Here is a 25,619-nt window from a genome sequence, read left to right as displayed (position 1 = left end):
TTACTGTTAACCGTCAAAAGCGGATAACCGGCCAGATGTACATGAATTCGGATTTGTAGAGCGATTGAATTTCAGCCTAACGCTCCACCTTCTAGGGACTTAGAGCGGAAAATCGGAAGATAATGTGTTTATAGACAATTTGCTTCTTCTGCGAAGTGCTCGAGTTTTCAGACTTTCGAAGTTAATAAAATTCAGTCTTTATGTGCGGTTTGCGTCACGAAAGTGATTGTGAACCGCTTTTTATCACATTTTTTCATATTTCTCTGATATAATAGCTGATAGAATGAAGATGAATTGTGGGAGAGAGTAGCAATAGATGAGAAAGAATATCTGGATTCCGACTCGACAAGGAATCTTAGTGACAGCTTTGTTCCTGGCAACAGAGGTAATCCTTCAAAAACTTGGGGCGTTTAATGGTCCAATAAGACGTTATGCAGTTGATATTCTATTGAGATTTCTATTTGGATTGATTGCGCTGTTTCTTATCCAGCGTTGTTATAGAAAAGATAGAAGCGAATATAAACTTGGCGAGTACTTTACTAATGAGATTCCCAGGACTATCTGGTTTTATTTGATTCCATTCATAGCATATCTACTTGTTCAGTTTTCTTTTATACTTTTTGCGAACAAGACCAATATTGTCGTGGCAGGGATGTTTGCACTTGATTGTTTACAGCAGTTTGGATCCGGATTTTTCGAAGAAGCTTGCAGAGTGTTAATTATATGCGGGCTGCTTAAGTACTGCATCAATACTAAAAAAGGCCGGATATGTACGGTTTTGGTTGCGGGAGCGATTTTTGGATTAAGCCATGGACTGAATTTCTTTTTTGGACAGGATATTTCATCTACGCAGTGGCAGGTAGGAAGCTGCTTTATATGGGGATCATTCATAGCAGCCATTTTTATGATTTCAAGGAATATCGCTTTATTGATGATCTTGCATGCCGTATGGGATATTGTCATAAGGATTCCAAATACATTTTTCGGATTTCCTGAGGAATGCCTGGGCTTAACTGTTCTTGACGTTGGTGGATATGCAGTGTCATATACGGCGATGTTGGCAGTTGCTTTTTTTATTGCAATAAATTATGACAACTATGTATTGAAAGGATAATGAAATATGTTTTGGAATATAGAGTATAAAGGTAAATTAAAAGGAGATATAGAGCAAATCTCATCAGGGAGGCCGTTATCGGAAGGAAGTGTTATGTTTAAAGAACCTGATAGTATCACAAAGGTATTTGTGCAGGGAGCATTATTTGCCATCCCGATAGTCGCTTTGATGATAATCTTTGCGTTCTTTAGAATTGGTGCGGTATATGGAAAACCAACAAATATGAGATTTATGGATTTTATGGTACCTTTTGCAATAGGCCTGGCATTGCTTTTCGCTTCTCAATATGTACATGAATTCATCCATGCATTTCTTATGCCCAAAGAGGTAAAAAAGCAGATCTATGTGGCACCGGAATCAGGAGCTCTTTTTGTTTACTGCGAGGATCACATACCAAAGAACAGGTTCATGATAAGCTTACTTGGCCCTGCTGTTATTCTGGGATTTATACCGTATATTATTTGGATTTTCATAGTACCTGCATTATCTTTTCCTGTATCTTTAGTAGTTGTAATGTACTCCGTATCAATGGCGCTTTGTGCAATTGGTGATTACCTGAATTTTTATAACTGCATTACACAAGTGCCCAAAGATGGAAAGGTGTTTAACAGAGGGCTTCATTCTTATTGGGTTTGATTGTTTCAACTGTTGGTAGAATTGTTGGATAAAACTAAGCAAACAAGTTATAGGAATGCCTGCCACGCTTAACTAGAATATATTCATGGAGGGAAAACTGATGAATATAGGAAATGTTATCGTAACCAAAAGAAAGGAACTTGGATTAACACAGCAGGGATTAGCCGATAAGCTTAATGTGAGCTTTCAGGCTGTGTCAAAATGGGAAAATGAATCCAGCTGTCCGGAGATCTACCTGTTACCACAGATCGCTGATGTATTGCACACTTCAGTAGATGCATTATTGGGCTATGAATTCAAGACCCATGGATACTATGATGACAGATATAAAGAAGAAGAGTATTTCTGGGGACTGCAGCCTAATGAAACATGTTATGAGATCATGAAGCTTAAACCACCTACAAAGCCGCTTAGAGTGCTTGATATTGGATGTGGTGAAGGAAAAGATGCAGTATTTTTCGCAAAAAATGGCTATAAGGTGACGGCGTTCGATCTTTCCGCTGATGGCATTGAAAAAGGTAAGCGGTTAGCAGAAAATAACGGGATTCACGTAGATTTTTTCCAGGCAGATCTAAATGATTACAGACTACAGGATAATTATGACATTATTTTCAGCAGTGGTGTATTCGACTATATGAAGCCTGATCTGAGGGCAAGTATTATTGAGCATTTAAAAGAGCATACCAATGAAAACGGGCTAAACGCTATTAAAGTATTTGTTGAGAAGCCATTCATTGAAGTTAGCGATAAGAAGAAAAAAGCTTTCAGATATTCATGGAAGTCAGGAGAGATTTTCACATATTATCACGATTGGGTAATATCTCAGATGGATGAAGTGATTTATGATTGCAATAGCGGTGGAATGCCGCACAAGCATTGCATAGATATTATGATTTCCAATAAGCCAGTAAGAAAGAGTCTGAAGTAATTAGCAAAATAGTTATTCCGGGGCAATATGCTTCTTCTGCGAGCTGTTCGAGTTTTCAGACTTTCGAAGTAAACTTTCCACGAGTTGAAACTATGCAACGCCCGTTACTGAAAGTCAATATAATTCTTTTGGGTGGTTGCGGATACAATGTACAAAACTATGTTGAACAGGCGGATCTTAGATATATAGAGGGAACACAATACAACATATCTAAGATCTCAGACTTGTGGGGCGAATGATGTATTAAATACGAAGAAAAATCATTGAAGTGTAGGTTAATGAATGATATTTAAAACCAATATTTTTAGTCCATAACGCGCAATTACTATGAGTTTTAGACTAAAAATATATCCTGTTTTTTTTTCAACAAAACTTCCATAACTATGATAAAAATATGAGTTGAGGAAGAAACATTGCTGTTTAGATTTGAAATTTGCAAAGATAGTCAACAGAGCACCAAACGAGCGCCGAAAGGGGTATGCTACGCAGATGCTTCAAATCGGATTAACAAAATGCAAAGAAATGGGTATTCATAAAGTGCTCATAGCTTGTATCGACACAAATGAAGCCAGCAGACGAACAATCCTGAAGAATGGTGGCGTTTATGAATCTACGGTTCAAGAGCCACATAAGGGAGCGAACATGCAGAAATATTGGATTGAACTGTCAGACTAAAAGGGATTTACGGAGGACAAGATGCTTATTCATGAAGTAGATTTAGATGAGACTGTTCTTGCTCAGCTGATTCATTTTTCAGAGGACTGGACAGTGGAGAACAGTTGCTACGGTTATCGTCCTAATGACAAATCTGATATAGAAGGCAATCGAATTTTCTTTGCAGAAGATGATGGCAACATTGTAGGATATCTGTTTGGTAAGGTTTATCAATCGAAGCAGATGAAGTCCATAATGCCGGAAGGTACCCCGTATTTTGAGGTTGAAGAACTATATGTGACTCCAGAGAAACGGTCTCAGGGTATTGGAGAAAATCTTTTCAGGTTCGTCGAAGATGCAGTTAAAAGCGAAGCTGAGTATATGGTCTTAAGCACTGCCACAAAGAATTGGAAGGCAATATTCCACTTCTATCTTGATGAGTTGGACATGACTTTTTGGAGCGCCCGGCTTTTTAAGAAGATAGAGAGATGATATGAATGCAACCCCTGAAGAAAAGGAAAAGATAAAGCTTTTCGAGATGGAGGTATCAGGAAACACTCTGGAATGCGATATGACTCTTTTTGATGAAGCCAGTAAAGGAAGTATCCAAACTTACGGGTATCTCGGTGCGCACGCTTCATTATTACGATGAGATCGGTCTTTTCAGACCTACTGAAGTTAAGAAAACGGGATACAGGTTTTATGACGATAAAGCCATAGATAAGCTTGGACAGATCCTTGTGTTCCGCGAACTGGATTTTCCGCTTGCGGACATTAAGCTCATTATGGATAATCCGGATCTTGATCGTAACACTGTCCTGGCTAAACAGCGTGAAATGCTCTGCGCAAAATCACAGAGAATCGAGCGCATAATCGCCAGTATTGACGAAATGTTGAAAGGAGATCAAAACATGGATTTAACAGTATTTGATGAGACAGAAATCCGCACCTTGTTCACCGATATGCTTCAGAACATGAATGAATCGCAGAAGCAGATCTTCGTTGATCATTATGGAAGCATCGAGGCGTGGGAACAGTATATGAAGGAAGCTGCTTCCGATGAAAAGGTTCAGAAGAATTTTGCGAAAATAGTAGAGTGGTACGGCGGAAAGGAGGCCGTAAAAGAATCCGTCAAGAATCAACCGAATTCAGAAGTATTTGCAGCTTACCAGAAGAGAATCGACGATATTCAGAGGAGGATTTCTGAAAAGAAGGGGACAGACGTTACTACGTTTGAAGTTCGACAGCTGATCGGCGAGTATGATTTCGTGGCAAAACAACTTTATCAGGTTAAGGATGCCGAGCCTCTTTTGATGGATATTGCAAAGGAATATCAGGAAAATGAAAAACTGATAGCGGCTCTGGATTCAGTATATGGAAGTGGATCGGCAAAATACCTAGGAGAGGCGATAGAGTCATTCTATACAACTCCAAGCAAGATGGGCCAATAGTAAGTTCTATCGGAAGAAAAACCTTTGATTTCCAGGATAAACGAGAGAGTATGCATTTTTCTGTAAATATGGGTATTATATGTTAATTAAAATCTATGAGGAAGCAATCAGAATGGTTGCTTCCTTTTTGGGCTATTGCTTTTGCCTTTGACGGACGAGGGCTTTTTAAACATGTGCTATAATAAATCCTGCATTTTATGTGACGAATCTCTCGGTTTTCCGATCTATATATATGAAAGGCCTTATCACTAGAGAAAGGAGCAGAGCATGGAAGATAACCAGATCGTAGACTTGTACTGGGCGCGATCTGAAAAAAGCTATATCTGAAACATCTAACAAGTACGGGCACTTATGAAAAAGTTGATAACACGTGGACTTGCTATCACAGCAGCGGCTATAGTACTTACATGGTGTGTAAGTGATGCTGAAGATAACAAAAGCAGTTCTATTTTTGAAGCACAACCGGATATAAAGGCTTCTGAGAATACAAATGACAATGCGGGCGGTGAGACTGAAAATATAGTTGGTCAGAGTGCTAATTCAGAATCATCACAGTCTGATGAAGCTAAAGAAGAAAATGATTATTCAAGATATTCAGGAGTTTGGACAACAGATGGCATTAGCAATGAAGAATTACTTGAAAATGGTGGCACAAAACTAACTCTTAATATTTCCAACGGAAATCAAGCATCCGGTTCTCTATTTTCTCAACAAGGAACAACTGACCGTATTGCTAATATAGATTTTTCTGGAGAAATCCATGATAATCAATTAGTTTATTCATTTACTGATGATGGATGGGATGGCAAAGGCACTCTTAATTTTACTTTTACAGATAATGTTTTCAATGAATATGAAAAAGCTAATTTAGAATTATTGAATAGTATCCAATAAATATATTTCCTGTATAAAATTACTATCTAAGGAGAAAAAATGGCAAAAAGACGATCTGTTGATCCTAAATACTCTATGTGTGTTCAGCCTTCTTTTATTATTGGCACGAAAAACGAGGATGGTTCTGCAAACTTTGCTCCTATCACCTGGGCAAGTGCAACGCATGAAGATGGTGATCAATATTTATTTGTTATAAGTATGGCAGGAACTAAGATGACTAAGAAAAACGTTCTAAGAACCGGAGTTTTTAGTGCAAACCTTGTCAGCATAGATATGCTGCCGCTTATGGATTATTTTGGCTCTAAACATGCCAAAGATGGCGCTAAGAATGATATTTCCTATGAGGTTGTGAGGGGAGAGGTGTTGGATGTTCCTGTATTGAATGAAAGCCGATGGGTGTATGAATGCGAGGTTGCAAGAACTGTCGAGACTGGAGATTCAACTACTTTCTTTTGTCATATCCGCAATATACAGATGGATGAAAGACTTGAATGTGAAGATATATTTGACATTGATCTTACGGTACTGGATCCAGTCATCTATTCAGGAAGATATCATAGTCTTGGTAAAATGCTAGGAAAAATCGGAGATTTTGCAAAATAACAGATAAATATATTTCCGTTTTTTGAAGAGAAGAACTTTTGGGGGACGTGTAATGAATAAGACCTTTATCGAGGTGAAACTCTTTCAGGTAAAGCCCGATAAACTCGAGCAATTTGAAGAAAAGATTGAGGAAATGTCTGATAATCAGCTCAGATGCGAAGGCTGCATATCACTCAAGTATTTCAAGAGATTTTACACCATAGATGGAATCGAGCTTGGGGAACCACCGAGGGAGTTAACCAGGATTGTTAAATGTGTTAAGTACTATTCATATTGGGAATTTGATACTAAAGAAAAAAGGAGCATAACGCACGGTTCTGCGGTTTGTGCAGAGAGTTCCCTTGTGATAAACTTCATCAAATGATCTCTTGGAATCCGGAGATTGTAAATCATCTTTCGATGCTGAGAGATGAGTATATCAGAGATATCCTGCAAGATTGTTATGAGGAAGAGGACATAGTATGACGACAGAATCCAGGCAAGTGGCTTTAGAAGCGTTAGCTCATTACAATATATCAGCGACAGAAATAGAATTGCTCAGACACAATGAGAATCTGACCTATCGCGTGGGAAACGAGTATTTGTTGCAAATACACGAGCCGGCAGAGTGGTTTTCAGCAGAGTTTTTTTACGACGGTGTTGAACGTGTCGAGATATATAAGTCAGAACTTGCTTTTCAAGCCCACTTAAAGAAACAGGGCATGCAGATACGCGAAGCAGTCGAAAACCGTTATGGTGAACTCATTACAAAGTTACAGAATGGTATATATGTTACGGTTTCGAAATGGCTGGATGGTGAATCGTTAGATAAGCTTGAGTTGAATGATGCGATCTGTTATCAGATCGGTGAGATGCTTGCGCGTTTGCATCATAAGGCAAAGGGATTCCGGGTATCACCGGTAAAAACCTATGGAAAGCAACATTGCGAATGCATGAAAAGGAGATTTCAGGCACTGGAACCCCAGGGGTTAAGCCCCGAGTATTCCTCGCTTATGCAAAAGTGCTGCGACCATGCAGGAACAGTATTGGAAAAAGCACGGGATGAATTTCAGATGATCCATGGGGATCTGTCTGCATCGAATATCTTGCAAACACCGGATGGACTTGTGCCTATTGATTTTTCTTTTTTCGGTATGGGACATCCGATGTATGATCTTGCTGTTCTGTTTGGAAATATTGGCGGAACATTGGTGCGTAGGCAAAAACTGGCAGAAGGATATCGGAATGCAGGCGGTACGATCAGATACGATGTGTTAGATGCCTGTTTTATTCTTACCTTGTTAGATTGTCTCGGAATTCATTATGAACAGTGGCGTAAGCAGGAGTGGTTTGCACCCAGAATGCAGCGGTGGCATAAGGAAAACCTGATCCCGTATGTGCAGGGAGAGCGCATCTATGCGGATGATTTTTATGTCAGGAAAGGAAAATGATAAATCCCGTTTGTCGGGATAATGTGATAGTGAGTTATATCCGAAGATAAAGACAAAAATTATGGAGAAATTAAGTAAGGTATCAGAAATCATTGATGCATTTGTTGTTATAGCAATTACTCTTGTCTTGTGGTATTTCTACATTTAGTTCTTATACGGAGCATTAAATGTAAAATCGTTTGTGTTGCAATAAAAAGGATCAGTTTTATGAAACAAAACAAAATAATACTTAGAAGAATACTTCTGATAATTATGATAATTACTGCAGTCATCTTCTTTGTTTTGCACTATGATTCAAAAGAATATCCCCTGCAAAATGAACAGGAATATTTAAGCAAAATCTCCAGGATGACACATAACAGAGCTGTCGCTGTAGGAATAATGGACGGCGATGAAAACATTTATCTGGAATACTGTGATATTGCAGGAAAAAGTGTTGATGAGCATACTCTTTTTGAATTAGGGTCGACGACAAAGGCATTCACAGGGCTGGGGATACTTAATCTTGAGAAGGAAGGCTTGATAAAACTGGATTCACCTGTTACAGACTATATAGACTGGTTTAAGCCACAGTATAAAGGCTGTGATGCTGTAGTCACAGTCAGGCATCTTATGAATCATTCAAGCGGGATTCCGGTATGGACCATTTCGCTTATTCCGGAGGGCTGCGAAGGGGAGATAACCTTGGAGGAGACTGTTAGAAAAATAGCTGATGTTAAGCTAGCTCATGCCCCCGGCGAAGTTCATGAATATGCAACGATCAATTATGATGTGCTTGCACTTATTATTGAAAATGTTACCGGTCAAAAATACGAGGATTATATTACAGAGACTGTTCTTAAAGATGTAGGAATGAATGAGTCATTTTTTAGGACTTCAGACTCTGACAGACAGCGTATCTTTACGGGACGTAAGGCTGGCTTTTTTGGAATGTGGCAATATGATGCGCCAACATATTATGGAAATACTGCAGCCGGCTATCTTGTTTCTGACACTAATGATTTGGTTACATGGATGAGGTATGTCAGGGAAAAAATTGATTTTAATTCTTTTCAGATAACAGATGCAAATAATTACTATGCTGGTTGGAATTTACATCCGGAAACTGTACACCACGGGGGAAACAATCCAAATTATAGTACACAGATCATCATTTCCAGAGAGCGTGATCTTGGGGTTTTTGTTTTGTCTGCTTCTGCAGGCGATATTGCCACAAGAATAGCCGATGGCATATATGGGATGCACATGGGAGTGAATGCGAGAATTGGACTCTGTGTGTCTGGTCATGAGCTTCTAGACTTTTTATTTGTCATGGGGATACTTTTGACTTTGTATATTGCATTGTTGCTGGATTATAGGAAAAAGAAACTTTGCCTTTACGGTGGGATCGTGGTTCTGATTGTTTTGATTCTGATTCTTGTGATCTCCCGTATCAGCTACAGGTTCATGTTTGTTTGGATGCCCTATAGTTTTAGTGTGATGATCATTAGTATATTGGCATTTGCAATTTGGCTTATTGCCCGGGGAAGGGAAGAAAAATGATTTAAATAATAATATCAACAATATTATATTCGAAGATAATTTTACAAAAGCCAGACAAAGATTTAATGAGTAGAAAGTAGGATCAGAGTATTATTTTTGATCGCAGTTATTCAAGTTGCCACCAACCGCATACAGTAGCCCTGAGCTTCCTTGCGTACGCAGCAGGTAAACAGCAACTTGCCTTACAAATGCCCAAAACAAGGTATTTAAGGCAGTGAAAAAGTTCTCAAAGAGATGAGAATATCTGCTATTGCAGGTTTCAGAAGACTCGGTACATTTGTACCGGATCTTTTTTCTGCGCGAAAGTGGACTAGGGGGATGGGGTCAATGTCATTTAGATAAGAAAAAGATGTGACAGAGCAACAAGCATGATATTGGAAGTGTCTACGTGAGACACTGCTCTTTATTAGTAGTAGAACACGTAAAAACAAACAGATATTTGGAAAAAATACGTGAGGAGAGGTTTGTTAACGGGATGTATCACGTAGAATGCCATAAAATCATAGCGAAACTACGTGATAACAGTCTAAAGATAAAGCGGTGTCACGTAGATGTCCACGCTACTGTATAATCTGAAGAACGTAGCGTGCCTATTTAGCATTTTCTGCATTTTTTATCTAAATGACATTGGGATTGGGTTAGTGGACCATTTTTACTCATTTTATCAAGAATAATTCTATATGCCTTTGTATAATATGATTACGATATCGTAGTAGAAAGGACCTTGAGCATGGAAAATTTTCAGCTGCTTATAGAAGCAATGGAATATATCGAAGATAATCTTACTGAGCCTATAAAAACAGAGAACATTGCTGATAAGCTGCATTGCTCGAAATCCACTATTGAAAAGCTTTTCAGGTACATTAACAATATCAGTATCAGGGATTATATAATTCGAAGGCGTATGAGTAAGGTTTCGAGAGAAATTGTAAGTAATCCGGAAAAGTCTCTGCTCGATATAGCTGTGGAATATGGCTATGGCAGTAATGAAGCTTTTTCAAGAGCCTTTTGCAGCGTGTGGCAGGTATCGCCTTCGGAGTTTAGAAAGAATCCCTCTAAATTTGAGTTGTTTCCCGGATATAGAATTGACCGGGAGCTAATGGAGGAAAAGACGATGGATGACAGGAAGAAGATTGATATAAGTGAGCTATTTGACTGCATTAGAGAAAGAAAAGGCTGCTATCTGGTGCTTGGTGATATCAAGAGCCTTATTCCTATAAATGAGATTTCTCATAAAGCAGGCGATTTGGCGATAATAACTGCTATGAAACGCATGGAACAGGCTGCAGGCGCTGAGGATATAGTTTTTCGCATTGGCGGAGATGAATTTGTAATTCTTACAAATTCTAAAGAAGAAAATTATTCGAATAGTATATGTGAAGAAATTATAAGTCATAATGATGAGCCTATATTTTGGGAGGAAAAAGAAATCCCACTCTCACTGTATGTTAAAGTAATATGTTATGAGGGCAGAACAGCTCTGAGATATTCTGAATTTTTTACCATGCTTCAAAATGAGCTAAGTGAAGAATACAAAAGGCAGAATTTTTGATTGCCACCAGCCTTGCACAGTAGTCCTGAGCTTTCTACCGTACGAGGCAGGTAAATAGCAACTTGAAGTAGAAATGCCTAAAATAAGGCACATTCACTTCATTAATCGTTCTCAAAGAGATAATCGTTTCACAACGTATTACGTCTTTGGACAATCATATACGACTTATTACACCTCAGGGCAACTGTTCTGGGGTGTTTTTTATATTCAGGTGACTGCAGATATTTCTAATACAGATACAAGAGAAAGAGAGATTCGACCGTACTTTAAGTTGAATGATCAAGTACTAAAGCTTCTTGTTGTAAATAAACCAATTAAAGAAACCATGGATGAAAATGGCTTCACTATAATAGGGATTGCTGATTTTTTAGTTCGATACATTAAATGAGAGATGCTAAAAGTGATAAACTAATACCTAAATAGCGAAAGGGAAGATTGGTATGGAGAATATTTTTTCACAAGGCTTAAAAGAAAACAACATAAATAAGCTTTTAGCTGCACCAAAAAGCGACCTCCACAATCACTCAACCAAAGGATGCAGAAGAGAGTGGCTTGCCCAGAAACTGAATGTTGATATTCCTAGGCCACCACAGCACCTAGAAGGGCTTGAAGGTATGCAGACATGGTTTAGGTCCTCTATAAAGCCCTTTTGTGATGGCTATGAGAATATGCTGCTTAGATGGGAGGGCGCTTTTGCTGAGGCTGAGCGAAATAACATAACTCGTCTTGTTATGAATTTTGGTACTGCTGAAGTGGACCAGGTAGGAACTGTAAAAGAGTTCCAAGAGCTTATTGAAGGATTCCATAAAACATACTGCCCGGATAGTATTTTTGAGGCTGAGCTTACATATCCCGCCTTTGGAAACGTGGAAGAAGAGACTGATGAACTAGATAAATATGCCGTTTTAGGATATTTCAAGGCAATTGATATTTGCGCAGGAGAAAATGTTCAGCCATTTGAAGCCTTTTTGCCACTATATAGAAAGGCTGAGAAGTACCATTTGACAAAGAAGATGCATGTTGGAGAAACGGGTTCGGCTGAGGACGTAAGAAGGGCTGTAGAGACTTTGGGCCTATCAGAAGTTCATCATGGAATTAATGCATCAACATCCAAAGAAACCATGAGATTTCTAGCTGATAATCATATACAGGTTAATGTCTGCCCCAGCAGTAATGTAATGCTGGGTTTTGCAAAGGATTATAAAACACACCCAATCAAGACATTGGTAGAAAATGGTGTTAGGGTGACCATAAATACTGATGATCTTCTAATTTTTGACTCCTCAATTGAAAATGAATATCTTAGACTATACAGGGCGGGTACACTGAGCGCAGAGCAGCTTAATGAGATAAGGCAAACAGGATTAGGAATTCTGTGATAGAATGAAATAACATCTGAGGATAAAGGATTTCAATGTACTGATCACAGCTGATGGCTAATTCTTGAAAAAGCCTATAATGTAGTGGATGCGCTATGGAATCTTGAGATGCCCATGCGGATTTGCGTCTTGCAAAGGGAATAGCCTGGATACTTAAATGATCTTAACTATTAAATAATTAACATCAAGAGAAAGACCAAAGAGAGCGGCCATGACAAATACAGAACAGACTACACAAAATATGACCTCAGGAAACAGTATGAAACAGATCATACTGTTCTTTTTGCCCTTATTATGGGGAAATCTTTTCCAACAACTATATAGTCTTGTGGATAGCATTATAGTTGGCAAGGGAATCTCGGATCAGGCGCTGGCTGCTGTTGGGGCAACCGGGACACTTAACTTCCTTATACTTGGATTTGTTGTGGGGATGACCAGAGGATTTGGCATAACCTTTGCCCAGAGCTTTGGAAAAAACGATATGGCTATGCTGAATGCATACATCAGAGCAGCCAAGAAGCTCAGTATCACGTTTGGAATAGCCTTTACTGTTGTATGCGTTTCTTTGCTCAATAAGATGCTGACGTTCTTGAACACTCCTGAAGATATCTTTGACGATTCGTATAGATATTTTGCTGTGATCTTATTGGGAATTGTAGTGACGGTTATGAATAACCTTGAGATTACAATTCTCCAGTCAATGGGAGATTCCAGAACGCCACTCACTGCTATGATCTGTTCATCACTCGTGAACATCATGCTTGATATTATTTTCATAATGGCCTTTGGCACAGGAGTTGTCGGAGCAGCAGTGGCAACAGTGGTCTCTCAGTTTGTATCATACCTTTTGTGCCTTAAAAAGCTTAGAACCATCGATTTTATGAGTTTGGGAAAAGACACGTCAGAAATAGCAGATGAAAAGAATATATTGGTTGAACTGATGAAAATAGGACTTCCTGTGGCATTTATGAATTCGGTCACAGCTGCAGGGGCCATGGTATTGCAGTACTTCGTAAATCTTATGGGAAGCGCATATGTGGCAGCCTATTCAGCCTGCATGAAATTTGCATCACTCTTTGAGCAGTTCGGAATGTCCGTAGGTCTTTCCATGATGACATTTGTGGGGCAAAATAAGGGCGCTGGCAAATATGACAGGATACGCACCGGAGTAAGACAGGGCCTGATGCTCTCTACACTTGTGAATGTGCCTATATCGCTCCTTATGATATTTGTGCCCGGAAGCCTGGCAAGGATGCTGCTGACTGACAACATGATAATCGGTTATTGTACCGATTTCATGCCGATCATGGGAATAAGCTTTTTTGCCCTGGGCTGGCTTTTTGTATACAGATACTCTGTTCAGGGGTTGGGCAATACCTTTATACCAATGCTCTCAGGCGGGCTCGAAGTCATTATGAGACTGATCTTTGGCTTTTTGGTAGGAAGGAACGGATTTAAGGGAATTGCCATTTCTGAAGTATCTGCATGGATAGGCGCTTTTCTGATGCTCATGGTGACATACTATTGTTTAATTGGCAAAAGAACTAAAGCAATAGCATAAAGTAGCAATAAAAAGACTCTCTGCGGACGGGGGGTAGTGGTCCACTTTTGGGCTTAAAGATTAAGGGTAAGGCTTGCCTATTTTGATATGACTTTATTAAAATGTAAGAAAGCAATATGGAATAATAATGCCGGATTAACCGATGAGAGAAGATAGATTATGGACAAATCATGGTCAGAAAACAATAAAGAAATACAGAAATTGCTGACGAAGGAAGAAACATTTAAAGAGGCTATTCAGAAGCTTTTGGCTTTCCGCGAGGAAATGTTTGAGCAGATTACTCAGATTGTGAGTGGATATCCGGATGAGGCCTTTGCCAAAATGCCTTTTGCGGGTGCAGATGGATATCACAGTAAAACCCTTGCCTATTCTATCTGGCATATTTTCAGGATTGAAGATATAGTTGCCCATGAGATGATAGCAGGGGATAGTCAAATCTTTTTTACACATGACTTTCATAATCGCATTGGCGCACCTATTATTACTACGGGTAATGAACTTCAGGGAAACGAGATTGCAGAGTTTTCAGAAAAACTGAATATCAAAGAGCTATACCTGTATGTAAAAGCTGTAAAGAAGTCTACGGATCAGATTCTTGGAGATCTGACATACAAGGATTTAAAGCAAAAATTCGGCGGCGATGTAAAGGAAAAACTTATCCGGAGTAAATGTGTCAGTGAGAATGAGAATGCCTTTTGGCTGATTGATTACTGGTGCGGAAAGGATATAAAAGGACTGATTCAGATGCCATTTAGCCGTCACTGGATCATGCATATCGAAGCCATGCGCCGCATCAAGAATAAACTCTGCAAGATAGCACGAAAGGGTGTTGATCCTGTTGCTTATTGTGGCTTTTCCTGTAATCACTGTTTCCTTTCAGAGTGGTGCGGATCCTGCAGAACCAAGTACAATGTCTGCTCTTTTGCCACCTGTGCTGAGGACAGAATATGTCCGAATGTGAAATGCTGTAAGGAAAAAGATTTGGACGGATGTTATGAGTGTGATGAGCTCGAAAAATGCAATAAAGGATTCTATATTCCATCAAATGACGGAGCAAATGCAGCAAAGGCTCAGGCATTATATATACGGAAATATGGAAAGAAGGCGTTCCTCAAGGTTCATGACAGACTACATGAGAAATATGACTTCCAAAAGACACAGGAAGTTTTAGGACAGGATTATAGGGAAGGACTGAGAATTTTGGAGGAAAGCTATATGGAATAAGGAACTGGAAGAGGGTTGGCTGACGGAGATTCAGTTGCCAATATAGCCTATTAAATGATGAATCCGGTGAAGCAAACCGGTTTGTCTAAAACCGCTACTTAAGGTATCTTTATTATAGTGAACGTACTGGATAAATTTGTGAAGCCTCTGGTCCGGAGGGTCCCTGCGGGGCATTTCGTTATTTTAGGAGATATTATGGACAAAATCATTTAAGACATACAATGAGTTGCTGGATTAAAAAAGAAGGAGACTGGACATGAAAATAAGGATTGAGGGAGAGTTTCCCTGATGTGATGATTGAGGGATGTTCAGGTGGCGGCGGAAGGTTTGATCCCGTGTTCGGTTCATACCCGGCGATACAACTTCATTTTAGAAAGAAATGTTAAGAGACATCAATGGATTTCAAAATAGTTTTTTCAGATATAGACGGAACAATTCTAAACAGTGAACATAGAATGCTTAAGGGCACACTTGATGCAATATTTGCCCTAAAGAAAGCTAATATCCCTTTCGTCATTGCGACAGCAAGAGGACCATCCGGAGTACGGCCGATTTTTAAAAGATACGGGTTTACCTGCCCGATGATCTGTTATAGTGGGGCGCTTATCATTGATGAAAACGATAAGATAATGTACTCGGAGGGATTTGATGCCGATGACGCGAGGGATATTATTTCTTTTATAGAGGCGGAGAAGATTGACTGTACATGGAATATCTATTCAGAAGAATTGTGGATTGTAAATGATAGGAATGACCGACTGGTCCGCGCAGAGGAGGAAATCGTTGAGGTCTGTGCAACAGAGGGCGGCATAGAGCTTCTTCCAAAAGATGCAATCATAGGAAAGCTCCTTTGCATATGTGAGCCTGAAGCAATATGCGGTATAGAAAATGAATTGAAAAAGAGATTTCCAAAGCTGTCGATAGTTAAATCCTCAGATGTTCTTCTTGAAATCATGGGAAAGGGAATTACAAAGGCCGAAGGAGTCAGGCGAGTATGCTCGTATATGAACATCCCGCCGGAGAAAGCGGTTGCTTTTGGTGATCATTTTAATGATGCAGAAATGCTACGATCTGTAGGATTTCCTTTTCTGATGGGAAATGCTCCGGAGGAATTGAAGAAGGAATTCTCGTGTGTGATCGGAAGTAATGATGACGAGAGCATTTCAGAAGCCTTTAGGAGTATTGGCCTATTATTGGAGTGAGGGAGATGACAGCTCCAGGCAGAGTTCTGGAAAAATGTGGATTCGAAACCTTTTTTACCGGAGAAGGTCCATATCATGACGGAGTATATGAAATCAGTAAGAGTGTTTGGAAGAAAGCAAAGTGCCTCGTTGCAGGTTTAAGAAGTTAAATAATTTTGTGATTTCACTTGAAAACTATTTTTAATCATATTAGCCTTTTCTTAGGAGATAATTTGCCGAAGAAGAGGCTTTTTAAAACTATCCCAAGAGGATATCATAAATTTAAAAAGTATTCTGGACAGGGCAGTAGGTCTGATGTGGCCGGAAAAACTATAAAGATGGAATACTGATGGAAAGGAGCTATTGGCTATGTGGAATATAATCATCATTCCGTTCCTGGGTACAGCGTTGGGAGCGGCCAGTGTATTTTTGTTTAAAAAAGAGATGGGCAAGAGGATGCAGCGATCTCTTACAGGGTTTGCTTCCGGTGTGATGGTGTCTGCATCCTTTTTCAGCCTCCTGCTTCCTGCACTTGATCAGACCGCAGATATGGGGAAGCTTGGATTTCTTCCTGTGTCGGTTGGATTTGGGACAGGTATGCTTTTCCTGTTGGTAATGGATATGGTGACGCCACACATGCATCTGGATAAAAATGAGGAAGGACCAAAGAGCGGGCTTAAGAGAACGACAAAGCTTGTACTGGCGGTCACGCTCCATAATCTTCCGGAAGGAATGGCAGTAGGAATAGTATGTGCAGGCTGGCTTTACGGGAATAGCACAATTTCTTTTACGGGAGCTCTGGCCTTGGCAATCGGAATTGCGATACAGAACTTCCCTGAGGGTGCAATTGTTTCTATGCCGCTTCTGGGAGAAGGTGTTCCAAAAGGGAAGACTTTCCTTTATGGTGTTCTCTCAGGAATAGTTGAACCCATAGGAGCACTACTGGTAATTGCGGCATCAGGATTCTTTATTCCAATGATGCCATATCTTCTAAGTTTTGCTGCAGGAGCCATGATATATGTCGTAGTAGAGGAGCTCATCCCGGAGATGTCCGAAGGCGAACATTCAAATATTGGAACAATCTCTTTTGCCGTGGGATTCATACTAATGATGGCTCTGGATGTAGGATTAGGCTAATGGAACAATCCGTTCATTTATGGACAGGCTCTTTTACAGTGCATCTTTCTCCAAGCAGATGAAGGTAGGTGCTGCTGTTGTGAGCTGCAGAAGAGGTGGCAATATGGGCAATTCTTGCGCATATTCGCCTATTGTATGGGAACCCAACGGTGGTGCAATAGATATATGAGAAACTGATGTTGATAAAAACAGTGTGGTATTGCAGGAAGGAGAGAATAGGAGTATTTTTCTGGAAAAATATCTTTTAGATTGATTTCAACACATTACTGTGGTAACGTATTAAAAATAAACATTTTTTGTTGGGAGGAGAATATGGGAACACAGATAATTATTGGAATCGTAATTGTATTGTATCTTGCCATGATGATACTCATCGGTGTTATCTTTTCTAAGGGAAATGATGACGCAGGCGATTTTTATCTTGGCGGAAGAAAGCTTGGACCATTTGTTGCAGCCATGAGTGCTGAGGCTTCTGATATGAGTAGCTGGCTGCTTTTGGGAATACCGGGGCTTGCTTATCTTTCCGGTATGGCTGATGCTACATGGACCATCATCGGACTTGCAATTGGAACGTATCTTAACTGGCTGTTTGTGGCAAAGAGGCTCAGGAAGAGTACTGAGAAGCTGGGCGCGATCACAATTCCTGAATATTTTGCTGCAAGATATAAGGATGAAAAAAAGACTATTACTTTAATTTCAGCAGTGATAATTGTCATTTTCTTTATCCCTTATGTTGCATCAGGTTTTGCTGCCTGTGGAAAACTCTTTAACACATTGTTTGGAGTAGACTATCTGTTTGCCATGATCGTCAGTGCTATCATTATTGCATTATATTGTTCACTTGGTGGTTTCAAGGCAGTGTGCATGACTGACCTTGTGCAAAGTATTGCTATGACATTATCCCTGATAATCGTTATTTTCTTTGGAATATCTCAGGCTGGTGGCTGGAATGCTGTTGTCGAAAATGCTAAGTCTTTACCCGGATATTTCAGCATCACTCAGATTCATGATCCTGTTTCAAGGACATCAAGCCCATACGGAGTGCTTACAGCATGTTCTATGCTGGCATGGGGGCTTGGATATTTTGGAATGCCTCATATTTTAGTCAGGTTCATGGCTATTGAAAATGAGGAGAAAATCAAAGTTTCCAGAAGAGTAGCCAGTGTATGGGTTGTTATAGCCATGTTTGTGGCACTTACAATCGGTGTTATAGGTCTTGCCATGAGTTCCAAGGGAGTTATTCCGGTTCTTGAAGGAAGCGGAAACGCTGAAAGAGTTATTATATATATCACTAATCTTATGAGCACATACGGCTTACTTCCTGCAATAATCGCAGGTGTGATTCTTTCGGGAATTCTTGCTGCTACCATGTCAACAGCGGATTCTCAGCTTCTTGCTTCAGCTTCAGCTATTTCGTCGGATCTTATTCAGGCATTTGGTAAAAAGAAACTTGATGATGAGAATCAGGTTAAGGTGGCCAAGATCACAGTTCTTATTATTTCTGTAGTAGCCATTTTTATTGCTCGCGACCCGGATTCATCTGTATTCCAGATTGTATCCTTTGCCTGGGCTGGCTTTGGCGCTGCATTTGGACCTGTTGTTCTTCTTTCTTTATTCTGGAAACGTTCAAATCTCTATGGAGCACTTGCAGGAATGGTTGCAGGTGGTGCATTTGTATTCATCTGGAAATATGGAATAGCAAAGCTTGGAGGGGGATTTGCAATCTATGAACTCCTTCCCGCATTCCTTATTGCACTGGTTGTTAATGTGGTTGTAAGTATGGTGACTAAGCCGGTAGAAGGGTGAAGTGAAAAGATATAAAGAGTTTGGGTAGTTTGGGTAGTTTGGGTAGTACATTCCAAAACTGCAGTTTTACATAAAAAGTGTTATAATAGGCAAACAAGCCAATAGATTAATTCTATTATGGCATGTTTGCCTTGTTTGATTAATTTGTCATCTTATAATGGTTTATTTGAGTTCATGCAGAAAGAGGAAAAATGGAAGAACATAAAAGAAGAGTGCATTACTCAGGAAAATATCCGAGGAAATTTGAGGAAAAGTATAAGGAAAAAGATCCGGAGAAATATGCGGATACTGTTGCACATGTAATATCGAAGGGCTCTACGCCGGCAGGAATGCATATTTCAATCATGGTAAAAGAAATTCTGGATTTTTTGGATATAAAGCCTGGTCAGCAGGGGCTTGACTGCACTCTTGGATATGGTGGACATACCTCGAAGATGCTTGAGAAACTTGAAGGAAATGGCTGTATTTATGGCCTTGATATCGATCCTATCGAATCCAAAAAGACTGTGGAACGAATTAGAAAAGCAGGTTTTTCTGAGGATAACTTTAAGTTCAGGCTGATAAATTTTGCAAATATCGATGAAGTTTCCAAAGAGGCAGGGAAATTTGATTTTGTTCTGGCTGACCTTGGAGTTTCGTCAATGCAGATAGATGATCCTTCACGTGGTTTTTCCTATAAAATTGATGGACCACTGGATCTAAGACTTGATCCGGAGCATGGCGAATCTGCTGCAGAGAGGCTTCACAATATTACCAAAGAGGAATTTATCGGAATGATGGTTGAAAACTCTGATGAGCCCTATGCAAAAGAAATTGCAGAGAAGGTTTTTGGCCTTATGAAAAAAGGAAATCCGATGGACACTACAACTGCCCTCCGGACTGCAATAGAGGATGCTCTTTGGAAAGTGCCAAAGGAGGAAAAGCAGGAAGCGATAAAGAAGTCCTGTGCAAGAGTATTTCAGGCACTTAGAATAGATGTAAACAGTGAGTTTGAAGTTCTTTTCTCTTTTCTTGAAAAGTTGCCTGACATACTTAATCCGGGCGGAAGAGTGGCAGTACTTACTTTCCATTCAGGTGAGGACAGGCTTGTAAAGAAGTCTTTCAAAGAGCTTAAGAAAATGGGAATATATAGCGATGTCTCTGCAGATGTCATAAGACCTTCTGCGGAAGAATGCAGGCTTAATCCTAGAAGCAGATCGACAAAAATGAGATGGGCAATTAGATCTGAGCAGGAATAACTCGTTATAGCTAAGTATATTGCAAAGAAGATATGTTATTGTTCAGACAAAAATGCGCGAAGTTTCTGAAGAGAGCTGATAACGAGTGAACAGTAACGATAATAGATTGTGTTCCGGAGTTGATATGGGAATTATAGCAGATAAAATCGGTGAGATTGACCGTCAGATAAAGAAAGCAATAATAAGTAAAAGTTCAAATAATTCTTCTGAATTCAGAAAAATAGATATCATGGAAAAAGGTGGGAAATACCAGATCTCAAAGTATACCCAGAAGCAGGTTTTTCATGAAAATATATCGGAAAATGAATTAAAGGAAAAGATAGAAAGTCTGGTTTTGGAAAATGGATTCAGACAGCTCAACGTATGGACTGATGAGCATGAGCACATATTTCTTTTGTCCAAAAAAGGAGAGCTCAGTGTGAAAAAGAGACTCCTGAAGGCAGAAGAGGTGGTTAAGACAGAGAGCTTGCACAATCGCCAGAAGAACTATATCATCAGCGAAGGGCAGCAGGTTCAGCCTCTTGTAGACATGGGTGTTTTTACCAGGGAAGGCAAAGTTGTAAAGTCCATGTATGACAAGTTCCGCCAGATAAACAGATTTTTAGAAATCCTTGATGATGAGATAGAAGGTAATAAGAGCGAATCGCTTAATGTTATTGATTTTGGCTGTGGAAAGTCATATCTTACATTCGTCGTTTATTATTATCTTACGGAGATCAAGAAGATAAAGGCAAATATCATCGGACTTGATCTTAAGGCTGATGTTATAAAAAAGTGTAATCAGGCAGCAGAAAAATATGGATATGAAAATCTTCATTTTGAACTTGGGGATATTAACGGGTATAAGGCGCCATTTGATGTGGATATGGTAATAACGCTGCATGCTTACGATACAGCTACTGATTATGCGCTGTACAATGCGGTTACATGGAATGCGAAGATGATTTTTTCTGTGCCATGTTGTCAACATGAACTTAATCAGAAGATTAAATCTGATGAGCTTTCTCTTTTATCAAGGTATGGGATTATAAAAGAGAGATTTGCTGCGCTTTCAACGGATGCGATCAGGGCAAATCTGCTTGAATATGCAGGCTATAAGACTCAGCTTCTGGAGTTTATAGATTTTGCGCATACTCCAAAGAATATCCTTATCCGTGCAGTAAAAAGACCTGTCTCACCAAAGGGCAGCAGGCAAAAAGCACTTGATGAAGTGGATAGGTTTATGAAAGAGTTTAACACGGATCAGACTCTTTATAACCTTTTTAAAGAAGCCGGCTATATGGAATAAAGTGTATTTTATTTTTTATAGATATTCTGGTACTCTTTTGGCGACATTCCGTATTCTTTTTTGAATGCTTTAAAAAAGCTGGAATAGTCTCTGAAACCAAATTTTTCATAGGTATGCGTTATTTCAGCACCGTGAGTAATGGCGTCTCTACATTCGGAGAGGCGCTTTTTTATTACGTATTGATGAAGTGATATCCCGAGGGTGTCTTTGAAAAGATGAGCTATGTAATACTTACTTACAAAAAACTGCCCGGCGATATCATCAAGGCTTAAAACTTCTTCCAGATTGCTCTCAACATAGGAGAGAATATTTTGGAAAAGAGAAAGCTCATCGTCCTCTGAGTGCCTGTGGTCCTCATCGTAAATTATCCTGTTTATAGTAAGGATAAGATCGCATAGACATAGATGGCTAAAAGTGTCGCTGCCGTATCTTTCTGAGGAAGTCTCTTCGAGGAGGCGCAAAAATTTGGATTCTACCAGGTGAAAGTGTGCAGGCGCAAGATGATAAATATACTTTTTAAAAGCTTCGGCGCGTTGCATCAGGTACATATAGTCTATTGATTCTTCTGTCAGCTTTTTACAGCAGTCTTTACTTATCCAAAAGACAAAACGCTTATAGTATTTATCTGAATCATGCATGAGAGCGTGGTGAGAGATTCCCGGTGGAACGATCATGAGATCGCCCGGAGACATTTCATACTTCTGTACTTCATTTTCATTCTTGAAGATTTCCATGGTCACATCGCCTTCAATGAAAAGGTAACATTCGTAGTAATCATGGGAATGTGGGTTTAAGGTCTTGAAGTTCTTGTCAGAGTAGTAGAAAACTTCAAAATCAGAAGATAGCATATATTGTCTGGAATTGAAGGATGATCTTAGTTTGGTCTTCACAATGGCTCCTGATGTGATGGTTATGTGTTATGCATAGGTGATTATTACTGACAAGAAAGTTACTATACACTCGCATGTGGCTCGCTCCGGTGACTAATACGCGCATTTATTTTGAAGTCATTTTCTTATGAAATGCGTAACATAGTGAGCAATTTTATGCCTGAATAGTACCATTATACATGAAAAATTGGTTGAATTTATTATATTATATTTTAAATATTATGTTATTATTGATACAAGGTTACTGTTCTTACAGAAATGCGCGCTGTGCTGTGCATTTCGTGATGAAGTGATTCAATAGTGAGCACATTCCTTCGACAAAGTTGAAATTGAATGAATGCGCTAATTAGTTATTGGAGCGAGCTGCAAGCGGGTGAACAGTAACTACAAGTGTTGCGTAAATATGCGTACCACATTTTTTGATTATAGGAGGAAAAAGGTATGAAAACATGTCCAAATTGCGGCAATCAGGTTGCTGATGAGGCATCATTCTGTAACAATTGCGGAACAAGTATGTCAGGAGTAAGCAGCAGTGCACAGGCGGCATCTGCAGGAACTGAGAACACAACAGCTACTGCCGGCGCAGATACACAGACTTCTGCAAATTCAAATGTGAACCAGACACCGGTTCAGGGCTTTCAGCCACAGTTCAATCAGAACTTCCAGGGGCAGCAGGGCTTCCAGAATCAGCAGATGTACAGACAGGCATTTGATCCGGCTGACCACACATCTGATTTTGATCCAAGAGATATTGCTGATAATAAGCTGTTTGCAGTTCTTCCATATTTCACTTCATTTATGGGAATTGTTATCGCTCTTCTTGTTAAAGAATCAGCATATACCAAGTTCCATGCAAAGAACGCAATAAGACTCATGATAGCTGATATCCTTATTCTGATACCTGCTATTATTCCTATTTTGGGATGGTTCATTTCAATTGTTCTTGGAATAGTTATGTTTATTATCCGTATTATTGCTATTGTTCAGGTATTCCAGGGTAAGGCTAAAGACCTTCCGATAGTTGGAAGTATTGGATTTCTTAAGTAATGTAGGTTGACGTTTTTGTAATTAAATGATTGTAATTTATGAAAGGCATTGCTCAATTATATGGGCGATGTCTTTTTTGCGAGAGATATTCTTTCTGGTGTGATACGAGATTCCAATTTTATAGTACTCGTTTCAATTTTTAAAAATCTAGTAATTGTCATTAAATGTTTGGAAAAAAACAACTATTATTAACGTAAATACGATATAATTTATGCGTGGTATATTGACTTTTGAGAAAGTGAGGATTATATGAGTGGAAATGCTAAGATGAAACCAATACCGTTTTTTAAAACGGTAACTGGTATGAATGCCATAAGCTATGGCATACTTCTTTTGATGTTTGTTGTTACAATTGTGATTGTCATTTCTCAAATGAATAGTATTTCTACTACAGCGAGTGAATCGTCGGATCTTATAGAAAATGTTATGGAAGATCTGAGAACGTTTGAAGTAGATATGCGAATAATTGATAATGACGGATTTGCGCTGGCTTCCATGTATGATACGATTGTTGCAATTGGTCAGCTTGATGGTAAGGTGACTGAGATGCAGCAGTGCCTTGACGATATGGATAAGGCCGTTGACGGAATGGTTGCTTCTTTTACCACTATTTCTCAGTATAGCAGTAAAGAAGGACTTGAAGCTGCAAAAGCAATACAGTCATTGTATGGCCCGTATAGGACACAGTATCAGGCTGTTGTTAAAGCTGCTCCAAGTGGAGATGTTGATACAATCGTGGGAGTTGTTTACGGTGAAGCATCTTCTTATCTTTCTCAATTAAAAGAACAATTGGATGTTATGAACGAGCAGGTAAAAGTTGCCAAGAATGATACCAATACGCTTGTTAATGCCAATGCAAAAGGGGCAATGGTAACCGTACTTATTATGATGGCAGTTTACATTCTGGCAATTGCAGTTTCCCTGATCATAAATAATAGAACAGTAGGTAAAAAGGTAAATGATATTTCAGATGAGATCAATAAGATTATTACTGATATAAATAATAAAAAGGGCGATCTCAATGTGCGCATACAGACTCAGACTTCATCAGAGCTGGTGCATATCAAGGATGGATTTAATCTTTTTATAGAAACTCTTCAGGGTATTCTTAGAGAAGTTAAAGATGGAACACTTATTTTGACTGAGAGTTCCGAAAACATGACAAGACAGATTCATCTGGCAAGTGACAATATTACAAACACATCAGCAGCTTTGGAAGAATTATCGGCCAGCATGCAGAATGTGTCAGATATTGCCGGAACTATAGATGAGAAGCTTGACGCTGTAAGAGAGTCTACCGAAAATATCAACTCCGGTGTTTCCGGCGGTATTACAAAGGCTGAAGAGATACGTGCAGAAGCAGGCGTTATCAAAAATGATGCGCAGACCAAGAAAGATAATACAGGAAATAAGATGGAGAATCTTTCGCATGTCCTTGAACAGTCTGTTAAGGATAGTGAGAAGGTTGCACAGATCAGTGAACTTACAAGCGTTATTCTGGATATTGCTTCTCAGACGAACCTTCTTGCCCTCAATGCTTCTATTGAAGCAGCGCGTGCAGGAGAGGCGGGAAAAGGCTTTGCTGTAGTTGCAGAAGAAATCAGCTCACTTGCAGAAAATTCCAGGCAGACAGCCGGAAATATTCAGAATATCAGTAATGAAGTTACAGCTGCTGTTAAGTCCCTTGCCGATAATGCCATGAACGTGCTTGATTTCATCAATACTACCGTTCTTGGAGATTATGATGCTTTTGTTGATACCGGTGAAAAGTACGAATCTACCGCTACATTTATAAATGACGTTCTGGATAAGATATCTGAGCAGACTAAACAACTTAATGACATCATGAAAGATATGGCAAATGCTGTTTCATCTATCACAGAATCCGTTCATCAGTCGACCAATGCTATCAGCCAGTCCTCAGAGAATTCGCAGGATATCGTTGATGAGATTTCAGGAATCAGCGAAGCAATGGATACTAATAATGAAGTAACTGATAAGCTTAATGCAAGCACACAGCAGTTTATCAAGATTTAAACATGTTTGTGGATTTAACTATCAATC

24 protein-coding genes are annotated in these 25,619 nt (G+C 39.4%); 23 read left to right on the top strand and 1 reads right to left on the bottom strand.

Annotated elements, in window-relative coordinates; translation table 11 throughout:
* Positions 1-316 precede the first annotated feature (316 nt).
* The 21 genes from BM086_RS05190 to BM086_RS05090 all read left to right on the top strand — a co-directional run bounded on the left by BM086_RS05190 (position 317) and on the right by BM086_RS05090 (position 21,618).
* Complete coding sequence (locus BM086_RS05190) at positions 317-1,114, top strand: CPBP family intramembrane glutamic endopeptidase (RefSeq protein ID WP_092324431.1); 798 nt, start codon at positions 317-319, stop codon at positions 1,112-1,114.
* Positions 1,115-1,207: 93 nt separating this feature from the next.
* Positions 1,208-1,750: a DUF3267 domain-containing protein gene (locus BM086_RS05185; protein WP_175560110.1), complete on the top strand. Its 543-nt coding sequence runs from the start codon at positions 1,208-1,210 to the stop codon at positions 1,748-1,750.
* A 100-nt stretch (positions 1,751-1,850) separates the two neighbouring features.
* Positions 1,851-2,678 carry a methyltransferase domain-containing protein gene (locus BM086_RS05180; protein WP_092324425.1) on the top strand — a complete coding sequence of 276 codons (828 nt, stop codon included), beginning with the start codon at positions 1,851-1,853 and terminating at the stop codon, positions 2,676-2,678.
* A gap of 399 nt (positions 2,679-3,077) precedes the next feature.
* The gene (locus tag BM086_RS05175; protein WP_330391524.1) at positions 3,078-3,353 is read left to right on the top strand and encodes a GNAT family N-acetyltransferase; all 276 of its coding nucleotides are present in this window, start codon (positions 3,078-3,080) and stop codon (positions 3,351-3,353) included.
* Positions 3,354-3,374: 21 nt separating this feature from the next.
* On the top strand, positions 3,375-3,824 hold the full coding sequence (locus tag BM086_RS05170) for a GNAT family N-acetyltransferase (protein WP_092324419.1): 450 nt from the start codon (positions 3,375-3,377) through the stop codon (positions 3,822-3,824).
* Positions 3,825-3,916: 92 nt separating this feature from the next.
* Positions 3,917-4,783 (top strand): MerR family transcriptional regulator, encoded by an 867-nt coding sequence (locus tag BM086_RS05165; protein WP_092324416.1) that lies wholly within the window; start codon positions 3,917-3,919, stop codon positions 4,781-4,783.
* 351 nt (positions 4,784-5,134) lie between these two features.
* Positions 5,135-5,677, top strand: coding sequence for a hypothetical protein (locus tag BM086_RS05160; RefSeq protein WP_092324413.1), 543 nt, complete (start codon positions 5,135-5,137; stop codon positions 5,675-5,677).
* 39 nt (positions 5,678-5,716) lie between these two features.
* Entirely contained in the window at positions 5,717-6,280 is a 564-nt protein-coding gene (locus BM086_RS05155; protein WP_092324410.1) for a flavin reductase family protein, read from the top strand.
* Positions 6,281-6,332: 52 nt separating this feature from the next.
* Entirely contained in the window at positions 6,333-6,644 is a 312-nt protein-coding gene (locus BM086_RS05150; protein ID WP_092324408.1) for a hypothetical protein, read from the top strand.
* A 97-nt stretch (positions 6,645-6,741) separates the two neighbouring features.
* Positions 6,742-7,710 (top strand): phosphotransferase enzyme family protein, encoded by a 969-nt coding sequence (locus BM086_RS05145; RefSeq protein WP_092324405.1) that lies wholly within the window; start codon positions 6,742-6,744, stop codon positions 7,708-7,710.
* A gap of 207 nt (positions 7,711-7,917) precedes the next feature.
* The gene (locus BM086_RS05140; protein ID WP_092324403.1) at positions 7,918-9,252 is read left to right on the top strand and encodes a serine hydrolase domain-containing protein; all 1,335 of its coding nucleotides are present in this window, start codon (positions 7,918-7,920) and stop codon (positions 9,250-9,252) included.
* 730 nt (positions 9,253-9,982) lie between these two features.
* Entirely contained in the window at positions 9,983-10,804 is an 822-nt protein-coding gene (locus BM086_RS05135) for a helix-turn-helix domain-containing protein (RefSeq protein WP_092324400.1), read from the top strand.
* A gap of 440 nt (positions 10,805-11,244) precedes the next feature.
* Entirely contained in the window at positions 11,245-12,183 is a 939-nt protein-coding gene (locus BM086_RS05125) for a hypothetical protein (RefSeq protein ID WP_092324395.1), read from the top strand.
* Between the two features lie 211 nt (positions 12,184-12,394).
* A complete protein-coding gene (locus tag BM086_RS05120) occupies positions 12,395-13,744 on the top strand; it encodes an MATE family efflux transporter (protein WP_026511967.1) in 1,350 nt (449 codons plus the stop codon).
* 159 nt (positions 13,745-13,903) lie between these two features.
* Positions 13,904-14,968 (top strand): DUF3795 domain-containing protein, encoded by a 1,065-nt coding sequence (locus BM086_RS21720; RefSeq protein WP_092324391.1) that lies wholly within the window; start codon positions 13,904-13,906, stop codon positions 14,966-14,968.
* A 395-nt stretch (positions 14,969-15,363) separates the two neighbouring features.
* Positions 15,364-16,170 carry a Cof-type HAD-IIB family hydrolase gene (locus tag BM086_RS05110; protein WP_092324388.1) on the top strand — a complete coding sequence of 269 codons (807 nt, stop codon included), beginning with the start codon at positions 15,364-15,366 and terminating at the stop codon, positions 16,168-16,170.
* A 5-nt stretch (positions 16,171-16,175) separates the two neighbouring features.
* A complete protein-coding gene (locus BM086_RS20775) occupies positions 16,176-16,319 on the top strand; it encodes a hypothetical protein (RefSeq protein ID WP_175560107.1) in 144 nt (47 codons plus the stop codon).
* Positions 16,320-16,518: 199 nt separating this feature from the next.
* Positions 16,519-17,286 carry a ZIP family metal transporter gene (locus tag BM086_RS05105; RefSeq protein WP_092324386.1) on the top strand — a complete coding sequence of 256 codons (768 nt, stop codon included), beginning with the start codon at positions 16,519-16,521 and terminating at the stop codon, positions 17,284-17,286.
* A gap of 312 nt (positions 17,287-17,598) precedes the next feature.
* Entirely contained in the window at positions 17,599-19,092 is a 1,494-nt protein-coding gene (locus tag BM086_RS05100) for a sodium/proline symporter (RefSeq protein ID WP_092324382.1), read from the top strand.
* Positions 19,093-19,283: 191 nt separating this feature from the next.
* Positions 19,284-20,330 (top strand): 16S rRNA (cytosine(1402)-N(4))-methyltransferase RsmH, encoded by a 1,047-nt coding sequence (gene rsmH / locus BM086_RS05095; RefSeq protein ID WP_092324379.1) that lies wholly within the window; start codon positions 19,284-19,286, stop codon positions 20,328-20,330.
* A gap of 85 nt (positions 20,331-20,415) precedes the next feature.
* Positions 20,416-21,618, top strand: a complete 1,203-nt coding sequence (locus BM086_RS05090; protein WP_330391523.1) for a class I SAM-dependent methyltransferase — start codon at positions 20,416-20,418, stop codon at positions 21,616-21,618.
* Between the two features lie 8 nt (positions 21,619-21,626).
* Here the strand turns inward: BM086_RS05090 and BM086_RS05085 are convergent, their stop codons facing one another.
* Complete coding sequence (locus BM086_RS05085; RefSeq protein ID WP_242952125.1) at positions 21,627-22,508, bottom strand: AraC family transcriptional regulator; 882 nt, start codon at positions 22,506-22,508, stop codon at positions 21,627-21,629.
* A 441-nt stretch (positions 22,509-22,949) separates the two neighbouring features.
* Between BM086_RS05085 and BM086_RS05080 the strand changes: the two genes are divergently transcribed.
* Together BM086_RS05080 and BM086_RS05075 are read left to right on the top strand one after the other, a co-directional pair.
* Complete coding sequence (locus BM086_RS05080) at positions 22,950-23,555, top strand: zinc-ribbon domain-containing protein (protein WP_092324373.1); 606 nt, start codon at positions 22,950-22,952, stop codon at positions 23,553-23,555.
* Between the two features lie 249 nt (positions 23,556-23,804).
* Positions 23,805-25,592, top strand: coding sequence for a methyl-accepting chemotaxis protein (locus BM086_RS05075; protein WP_092324370.1), 1,788 nt, complete (start codon positions 23,805-23,807; stop codon positions 25,590-25,592).
* The last annotated feature ends 27 nt before the right edge of the window (positions 25,593-25,619 follow it).

Origin of the sequence: Butyrivibrio sp. YAB3001 (assembly GCF_900112195.1) — a bacterium.
Taxonomy (GTDB): Bacteria; Bacillota; Clostridia; order Lachnospirales; family Lachnospiraceae; genus Butyrivibrio.
This window is presented reverse-complemented; position numbering and strand designations above follow the sequence as displayed.